Source organism: Paenibacillus sp. TY11 (assembly GCF_059772165.1).
In genome coordinates this window covers 1-9,046 of record NZ_JCBAIQ010000049.1, presented here as the reverse complement: position 1 = coordinate 9,046, position 9,046 = coordinate 1, and the positions used below count along the sequence as shown (strand labels likewise).

The window sequence follows — 9,046 nt, the reverse complement described above, 5'->3', positions numbered from 1 at the left end:
TCTCCGCCTTATTTCCTTCACAGACAGGTTTAAAGAAGCGTTTCTTTCTGCGTATCCGGGATTGTAGACCCGCTTGCTTCAACAGTCGGTAAACCCGCTTGTGATTCACCTTGCAGGCGTACTGGCGACGAAGCCAAGCTGTCATTCGCGGATAACCATAGATCCCTTTCACGGCGTGGTAGCCCTCCTTCAACCAATCCAAGATCTGTTCGTCTTCTTGTTGCTTCCTTGATTTTTCCGGAGAACGACGCATACAGCGACATAGGTTTGATGGTTGCTCACCCCCTTTGGAATTCCCGCAGCTTTTTTAAGAATGCATTCTCCATTCGAAGTCTTGCGACTTCCTCCTCCAGACTCAACCCTTTCGTCCGGGGACGTCCTTTTCCCGTACCGGTTTTGCTTCCTCTACGCTCGCTGAGGGCTGTAATCCCTTCTTCCCGAAAGGCATGAACCCAGCGCCGAATCATCTTCGCATCCAGATTCAGACTTTTGGATAGTTGATAGGAGGTTTTTCCCTCTTCCAAGTACATGTTCACAATTTCCAACTTGAATTCCTGACTATACGTATTTTTAATCTTCCCCATGAAAAAATCCCTCCTAAGTATATACAGTAAGGGGCTTATTCCTAACTGTCTACTCAAAAGGGATAATAACAAAACCACGGTAACGTGGATCTAAAGGCTCTTTCTTCAGCAATCTATAATAACTTACATACCTGAACTGATCGTACCTATCTCTGTGGATCAGGATTCATCGGTAGAAAGCTCATCTCCAATCACAGGCTTGCGGTGAATCTTCACTCTCATTATGCGAAGCCTAGTTGCTTCCTCCACCTCAAAGGTCAGGTTATAAAACTCAATTTTCTTCCCTTTCACCGGACTGCCTTCCAATTCCTTGAACAGCCAGCCACCGATGGAATCCACCTCATCGTCTTCAATGTTCACTCCAGTCAAATCATTGACATCCTCAATGAGCATACGACCGTCCACAGAAATGAAGTTCTCCTTCATTTCCACGCTCGGGCGTTCATCCTCAAACTCATCATAAAGATCCCCGACGATTTCCTCCAAAATTTCCTCCGCTGTCAGCAGCCCGGCCGTTCCGCCGTACTCATCTACCACGAGAGTCATTTGGGAATGTTTTTTCTGCATAAGGCGCAGCACGTGACTCACTTCCATGGACTCAGGCACATTCAAAATAGGACGTACCACCGAGGCTAGATCCAGTTGCTCTCCCTGCTCAGCTAGCAGAAGATCCGTAATATGAACGAAACCGATAATCTGGTCTTTATCCTCAACCGCTACCGGGTAGCGGGAGTGCTTGGTTTCGCTGATAATCTTCAAATTTTCCTTAAACGACAAATTCGTATACAAACAATCCATATCCGTACGCGGCAGCATGATTTCACGGGCAAGTAAGTCGGAAAAATCAAAAATATTATCCATCAGCTTGATTTCGTCCTTATCAATAACACCGCTTTTGGCGCTCTGGTTCATCAATATACGAATCTCTTCCTCCGAATGAGCCGCTTCGGCTTCACTCGCCGGCTGAATGCCGAATGCCCGCAACAGCAAGTTTGCCGCAGCATTCAATACCCAGATCACAGGCAGAAAGATCTTATAAAAAAGCAGCAATGGAGCTGATAAAAACAACGCCACACCTTCGGTCTTCTGAATCGCTAAAGACTTTGGAGCCAGCTCGCCCAATACAATATGCAAAAAGGTAATTATGCAAAATCCGATGACAACGGATACCGTTGTAATCAGTGTACCGTCAGTTACACCGAGTTTGTGCATGAGTGGCTCTATCAGGTAGCCGGATATTGCTGGCTCACCAATCCAGCCCAAGCCCAATGAAGCCAGCGTAATGCCCAATTGGGTGGCAGACAGATAAGCATCCAACTTTTGGTTCACCTTTAGTGCATAGCCTGCCAGGCGATGCCCCTCGCTTTGGAGCTGCGTCAATCGGGATTGGCGCATTTTGACCAGCGAAAACTCTGCGGCCACAAATACACCGTTTAGAAAGACAAGCAGCAGTACCAAGAGGAGATTCACAGCTAGCAATCCCCAATGAAACTCGGTATGACCATCCAATACGAACTCCCCATTTCTATAGTTTGCATTTTGCATCATTTGACTTGCAGGCATTTCAATCCAGATATTAATGATTGGAAGCCGCTATTTGGAATCATGCAAAAATGCTCATAGTTGTAATGCTTTTCTTGATTTAAAGTCTACTCCCTTGTAATACATATCCGCTACGAGTAGATTCGGCCCGCAACAGGCAGCGGCATCACAATGACAGTTCACGGTCTGATTCAGCGGATGCTCATTAAGCCATTCACCGAAAATATCGTCCAGACTGTCTTCCTGAATGTTTCCGAAAGCCGGAATGTCTGCAAAATCCGTCACATACACGCTACCCGTGAACATATTCACATTTACGCGGTTTCTTCCGTCCGGATCATTTCGCACTGTAATATTCGGTTCCTGGCGCAGGCGGCGAAGCAACTTGCGGTCTTCCTCCCGATCCGAACAAGCAAAGAAGGGTAACGTACCAAACAACATCCACATGTCTTGATTACGTACATCCAGCAACTTATGAATAGAGTTCCGCATATCGTCGAGTGAAAGCACAGGCAAGGCAGAGGCAAAATTCGACGCGTACATCGGATGAACCTCATGCCGTCGGCAACCCATTTCGTTGATCAACTGATGAATGCCCTCCAGCTTCGTGTGTGTCCGATAATTAATCATGGATTCAGCTGAAATGAACATCCCCATTTCGCTCAATCTGCGGGCATTCTCCATCATTTTTTCATACAAGCGAACAGCACCCGCACGTGGAGTCGGACGTCCGGTATTTGCAAAACCCACTTCATAAAAATCGTCAGCATTCAAATAGTTAAACGAAATATGCATCACATCCAGATAAGGAAGCATCTTCTCGTATCTTCGAATATCTAACGTCAGATTGGAGTTGATTTGCGAGCGAATACCGCGCTCTTTGGCGTATTTCAACAGCGGAACGATCACTTCATCCACCGTTTTATCGAGCAAAGCAGGTTCTCCGCCTGTAATACTGATTGTCTCCAGATGCTCGACCTCATCCAGCCGCTTTAGCATTAGGTCTAAAGGAAGGAAAGGTGCCTCCTTCATAACCAGCATGTCACCAACAGCGCAATGCTCACAGCGCATATTGCACAGATGCGTCACGGTCATTTCCACACTCGTAAGCAAATGACGACCATGTGTACGCAGTGAGACAATCGGGTCCCACGGATCATACGTTGGCGATATTTGGGGTAGTGTGTTATTTTGTAGAACTGTCATTATGTTTTCACCTTATTTCTGTTATTAACCTCAAAAGACGTATAATTATCATATCATGATGTGTAAAGTGTCTGCATGCTTTCTTCCACAACATCTACTAATCTACGTGTACTCCTCCGAAAGGAACGGCAGTAGCGCCCAGTGTGTTTGTAATCATAACCGAAAGGGATACGGACAAATCCACATCATAAGGCGCCTTCAATTCCTGCCCATCCCGGTCCCTTACAATACGAATGACGGGCCTTTGCGGGATTTTGGGGTGTATACGCACTACGACCCCCTCTTCCCCCGTATTGAGCAACACAGAGAGCCCCAGGGGGTAAATAGCTACACAGTCACGAAAGGCTTCCAGCATTCGCTGCTCATACAACGTGCCTGCCCCGGCGTACAGCACCTCCATCGCTTCATAAGGCAACAAAGCCTGCTTGTATATCCGACTTGCTGTCATCGCGTCATACGAGTCCGCCAGACCGATCCATTTCGCATATTCGTGGATTTGATCCTTTTTCCAACCGTTTGGGTATCCGCTGCCGTCGATACGCTCATGATGCTGTAATGCACAGTGAGCCGATAACAAGGGAATCCCGGGTTCGTCTTTAAGCAGCTTGTAGCCCATCACCGTGTGTGTTTTCATATGCTCATATTCCTCGTCCGTCAATTTGCCCGGCTTATAGAGTACTTGAGGCGAAATTTTCATTTTACCGATATCGTGCAGTAGTGAACCTATTCCCAGCTCCATGAGCTGGTTGTTATCGTAGCCATTAGATATTCCCAGTACAAGTGAATACAGACATACGTTCAAAGAATGATGATACAAATCCTGATCCGCGGCCCCGATATCCATCAACATAATGACGGCGTCCTGACGGCCTCCAATATCGTCCAGAATGGATTCCATCACCTTATAAAATGACTTACCAAAATATTTGTGCTTATGATCTACGGAGTAGGATGTCAGACCCTGAAACTGCTTTTTGATTTCCTGTAGCGCCGTTACCCTCGTCTGTTCATGGATCATTTCAGGAATGACGATATCTTCTGTCACAGCATCCTCAATGTATACATATCCAATACCGACTTGGCCTAGACGTTCAATCAATCGCGAAGTAAGCTCAACACCTTCCGAGAGCAGCACCATTCCATTTTCATTGTATATTTTTTTGCCCAGCTTCATGCCGGCTCTCAATAATGTAACAGGTACCAGTCGCAGCTTAATCCTCTCCCGATTGTTTTGATACCTGAAGCCACCTAGCTGCAAAACATTCTTCCATCGCGCCCGGACGCTTCAACTCCATTTCAATCAAATCCCGTAAAAATTCTGGAAGCATATATCGGAGATCTGTTCCGTTCGCAAGCACCTCATAACCTGCTCTGAAAGTGAACATATCCAACGTGCCCACCATGTATTCCTTATGCTCTTCTAAACGTTGACCCGCTACACGAATGTCCGTCACTTTTTCATAAGGAGCACGGCCCGGGTCATACTGAATTGCCAAACCTTCCACACACATCGTGCCAAGCACTTTACCTCTGAAGCCAAACCCCGTCATGGGCTTGTCCGCAAATTCAGGCAGCAGGGACTGCTCCAGCGCCAACCGAATGTCTCTTCCCCGTAACTTCATAATACAGGCATTAATCGGCGAAGGGCATAAAGAATGCAGCATTCCTTTGCTGATATCCCCTTGAGGTAATGGGCCGAGCAGTTGACCCGCATTGACGAGAGCAATTTCTGTTCCTGTAAAATGGGACACCGATTGTGCCAGCAAATTCCCGAAAGGGGACTCCTGATCATAGGCGATCTTCAATTCCCGATCCGTCACTGCCACCGTGCTCTCCATGGCGCGCTCTGCTTGTCTGCGATGCAACACAATGGCCGATGCCACTTTTTCGTCCAGCAGCGTCTGATCCACAGGAACTACGCCACCTGACGTGACCCGAAACGGTTCAAGGCTATTGTTACGAGTTAGTGTCACTTCACCTAGCAACGTTCCGAACTTACCCGCCCCACATAAAGCTGTGCTCCCGATCCATAGCGGTTCCTTCAGCACATGATGGGTGTGACCACCAAGAATAACGTCAATTTCAGGAAACTGCGACGCTAATTTTTCATCAGAAGGTAAACCCAGGTGCGACATCATAACCAAAACATCAACATGCTTTCTCAGTACCGCGATCTGCTTACCCAGCACCTCAAACGGATTGAGCGCATCCCAACCCAGCAATTGATAAAACTCTGTAAAAGGAGCCGTCACACCGAGTAAACCAACCTTAATCCCTGCTTTGTCCATAATAAGGGATTCTTTCATCCACGAAGGGCTCATCCCCGTGGCACGCTCTCTCATATTGCCACATACGACTGGACAATGAATTCCCGCATATGCCTGTTCAATCATATCCGGGGTAAAAGTCAGCCCTTCATTGTTACCGATCGTAATTGCATCGTATCCTGTTAGATTAATCACATCCACATTTGCCCCACCGAGCGTTCCTTCCGTTTCGGGGGCCATCCGGTCCATGTGGTCTCCTATGTCCAGCACAAGTAGCGCATCCCCTGATGCGGCTCTTCGTTCATTGATCATCGCGGCTATCGAAGGCATACTGCCAAAATGACTATGGATATCATTGGTATGCAAAATGGTCAACGTTTGCCGAGTCGTCATCTCCATAACCGCCCTCCTCTATACTTTATATATCGACTTTGGAGCTCCTAATGTTTAAGCATATCATGTTATTTAGCAATATGGTACATGTGAGTGGGCATAGACCCTAAGCTACACTGTAGTCTCTCTACAATCTCACATCATAGACATAGTGAAAAGCATTGACATCACCTTCTGTATGTATCTGAGAGGAGATGGGTTCCTAGGACCTATTTTACAGCTTGGAATAATAGTAAATTAGTCGTTGTCATCCCATATAATTCTTGATATATTAGGATTGTTTCGTATTTTCGACAAATTTACGACAAAAAGGAGGTTAGCACATGAGAGTTCACGTTACCGATGCCAAGCCAGGAGATCGCCTTAAATCCGATACATACAACGGGCACGGTGTACCTGTTATGATTCAGGGCACCGAGCTTCAGCATGACGATATTTCCAAGCTCATTATGCATGGTGTCGATTATATCGACATTGATGCGGGTTCAGCGAGCATTCCGGTTGACTTTGCCCCCGATGTTCCAGCTTCCCCCGAATCCCTCAAACGCGCCGTTCCCCTCATGGAGCAGTCAATTCGTGGCTTTGAGAGCATGTTTCTCGAAGCTTCCGCAACTGGTAAATTTGATGAATCTCGAGTTGATGAGCTATTCAGCCCCCTCGTTACAGAGCTGGCTCGTCAAAAAGATGTCGTATCTATGCTGTTAATTATGGAACGGGGAGATCAGTATACGTATAATCATTCTCTCCAAGTAGGTGTACTCTCATATTACATTGCCACATGGCTGGGATATACAGAGGAAGAGGCTTATGCCGCAGGTAAAGCCGGATATTTACACGATATAGGCAAGTCCATGATACCAGATGACATTTTGAATAAGCCTGATAAATTAACGCCTGAAGAATTTCAGGAAATGAAGAAGCACTCCCTCTATGGCTTTGATATTATTCGTAATTCGACCAGTGATGAAATTTCAGCAATCGTCGCCTTGCAGCATCATGAGCGTGAGGATGGAAGCGGATACCCCCATGGACTGTTTAAGGAAGAGATTCATCCTTTTGCCAGCATAACAGCTGTTGCTGACGTCTATAGCGCTATGATTTCAAATCGTGTGTATCAGACGAAGCAGGAGCTACTCGCCGTTTTACGCGAGCTGCACAGCATGAGTTTTGGACATCTGAACCCTGAAGCTACCCAGGCCTTCATCCGTCACATGCTTCCGAATTTTATTAATAAGCAGGTCCTTTTGACCACAGGTCAGACAGGAACGATTATTCTGAACAATCCAATTGACTACTTCAGACCTTTAGTGAAAATTAACGATAATGAGTATGTAGATTTGTCCAGAGAACGCCATGTATCCATTGATGAAGTTTATCTGGAGTCCTGATCTGCAACTGCCGCCCGGCGTTACTTCGGTGGAACGGAATGTTTTCCCGAAGCACAGGCTACGCGAATGAAAAGAGACTGTCCTTGATCCGTAGTTTCTTCCTACGAAGGACAGCCTCTTTTTTATGTTACGGATAAACGCCTAGTTACTATCTTGCCTCAGCCCCATCATAACCTTCGCATAGCAAAAATTATCCGATGGAACCTTCCATCTCGATTTGGATTAGGCGCAAACGAAACGGAAATCCGCTTAATTACAGGATTTATGTATTTCTGCGCACAGCTAAATTAACGATTTTTCTTTAGTCTTCAAAGCTTTCGGTATCATGGGTGGTATCACATTTTACCGAAAGCTTAAATTTTCTCTTCTATTATATATGCTAATTTTTTCGACTATTAAGTTCACCTCTCTTTTCCCGGTCTAGTATCTCCTTCAGAACAATCATTGCCCACAAGTCAACTAACCTCTGCGGTTCTGGATGCGGAACAGTTTTAATTACCGTTCTAATTTCCACTTTGCATTTCTTCATCCTTACCTCACCTCTTTTCCTTTATGTATCTAGTACGATCGTTATATAGAAAATAAACACTATGTATATTGATTTCCACAGCACGAACAGAATATAGCAGGAACAAACGTTCTTTATTAAAAATACAAAAAAACTGCTAGCATAAACCAGCAGAGTTTTTCACAAATATTTAAGGAGCTCAACCAAATTTTTTTAAAAAATCTTAGTTATCTTTAAGACGCAAGAGTGCATGAACTGTTGCAAGATAATAGTGAAACATCCATGCATACCAGACATCTTTATTATATTTATCCTGTTGTTTATCATTGTTATGCCTAATTTTACAAGTATTAACGATTTGAAAAATCATTTTATCCTGTTCAGCGAGGGGAGTCGAACCCCTGTCCGAAGATAACGACACATAAGCTTCTACGGGTGTAGTGACAGTTATGATGTCACCCGAAAAACTTACGAGTCCACCTCAATATTATTTGAGATATTAATTATCTCCACCAGTTAGTTTTCTAAAAATTTCACCTATTAATTTAATACTATTATCCTTGAGACTAAAAATTGAATTAATTTTTACGACAAGCTTAAAAATCCGTTCAACAGTACCTTTATCATTATTGTGTTCAATCTTCTCTCGATTCCAAATTAATGTTCCTAGCGTAGTTGCAACACTGTCAATAATACCTTGTGAGCCGTAAAATTTATATTTTAATAAAGAATCTCTAACATTGTTTAGTTGATAAATAAGTATTTTCTCTAGTTCATTCTGTAATTTACTGTTAATTATGAATTCTTCAAGTTCATAAACTTCTTTAAGTAACTCAAGAATTCTCTCATCCTCAACAACTTCTTCAGTACTGTGTTCAGATAAGTAGTCTGCACAATTCTCAAGTGAAATCATTAAATTGCTTGAAAAATGTTCTTTGAATTTATCCATACCATTATTACTAGCAAGTGGATCTGCATTAAAATAAATTTTAGAAAGACCTTCAGTGACCTGAAGTGCACCCCTTAGAATAGACATTGGAATAAACCCCTGGTTGATCCGATGAAATCTAGGGGGTGCATTTTTTATGCCGGCGAAAAAGGGAACAAAATTTAACGAGTATACATTTGAAACCAAAGTAGAGGCCATACGACTCCATA

The 9,046-nt window shown here is 44.4% G+C and carries 8 protein-coding genes; 1 reads left to right on the top strand and 7 read right to left on the bottom strand.

Going from position 1 to position 9,046, the window contains the following annotated elements; all coding sequences use genetic code 11:
• The 6 genes from AC6EJC_RS26545 to AC6EJC_RS26520 all read right to left on the bottom strand — a co-directional run.
• A partial coding sequence (locus AC6EJC_RS26545) for an IS3 family transposase (RefSeq protein ID WP_444956493.1) occupies positions 1-202 on the bottom strand: 202 nt, incomplete at its 3' end.
• Between the two features lie 76 nt (positions 203-278).
• Positions 279-584: a transposase gene (locus tag AC6EJC_RS26540; RefSeq protein ID WP_444956492.1), complete on the bottom strand. Its 306-nt coding sequence runs from the start codon at positions 582-584 to the stop codon at positions 279-281.
• Between the two features lie 159 nt (positions 585-743).
• Complete coding sequence (locus tag AC6EJC_RS26535) at positions 744-2,093, bottom strand: hemolysin family protein (protein ID WP_444956491.1); 1,350 nt, start codon at positions 2,091-2,093, stop codon at positions 744-746.
• A gap of 108 nt (positions 2,094-2,201) precedes the next feature.
• Entirely contained in the window at positions 2,202-3,332 is a 1,131-nt protein-coding gene (gene yfkAB, locus AC6EJC_RS26530) for a radical SAM/CxCxxxxC motif protein YfkAB (RefSeq protein ID WP_444956490.1), read from the bottom strand.
• Positions 3,333-3,429: 97 nt separating this feature from the next.
• Positions 3,430-4,590 carry an HD-GYP domain-containing protein gene (locus AC6EJC_RS26525; RefSeq protein ID WP_444956489.1) on the bottom strand — a complete coding sequence of 387 codons (1,161 nt, stop codon included), beginning with the start codon at positions 4,588-4,590 and terminating at the stop codon, positions 3,430-3,432.
• Positions 4,544-5,998 carry a bifunctional metallophosphatase/5'-nucleotidase gene (locus tag AC6EJC_RS26520; protein ID WP_444956488.1) on the bottom strand — a complete coding sequence of 485 codons (1,455 nt, stop codon included), beginning with the start codon at positions 5,996-5,998 and terminating at the stop codon, positions 4,544-4,546. Before AC6EJC_RS26520 ends, AC6EJC_RS26525 begins: the two co-directional genes overlap by 47 nt.
• Before the next feature lie 317 nt (positions 5,999-6,315).
• Between AC6EJC_RS26520 and AC6EJC_RS26515 the strand changes: the two genes are divergently transcribed.
• On the top strand, positions 6,316-7,380 hold the full coding sequence (locus AC6EJC_RS26515) for an HD-GYP domain-containing protein (RefSeq protein ID WP_444956487.1): 1,065 nt from the start codon (positions 6,316-6,318) through the stop codon (positions 7,378-7,380).
• Between the two features lie 1,007 nt (positions 7,381-8,387).
• Here the strand turns inward: AC6EJC_RS26515 and AC6EJC_RS26510 are convergent.
• Positions 8,388-9,046, bottom strand: a 659-nt coding sequence (locus AC6EJC_RS26510) for a hypothetical protein (RefSeq protein WP_444956486.1), incomplete at its 5' end; no start/stop codon positions are given.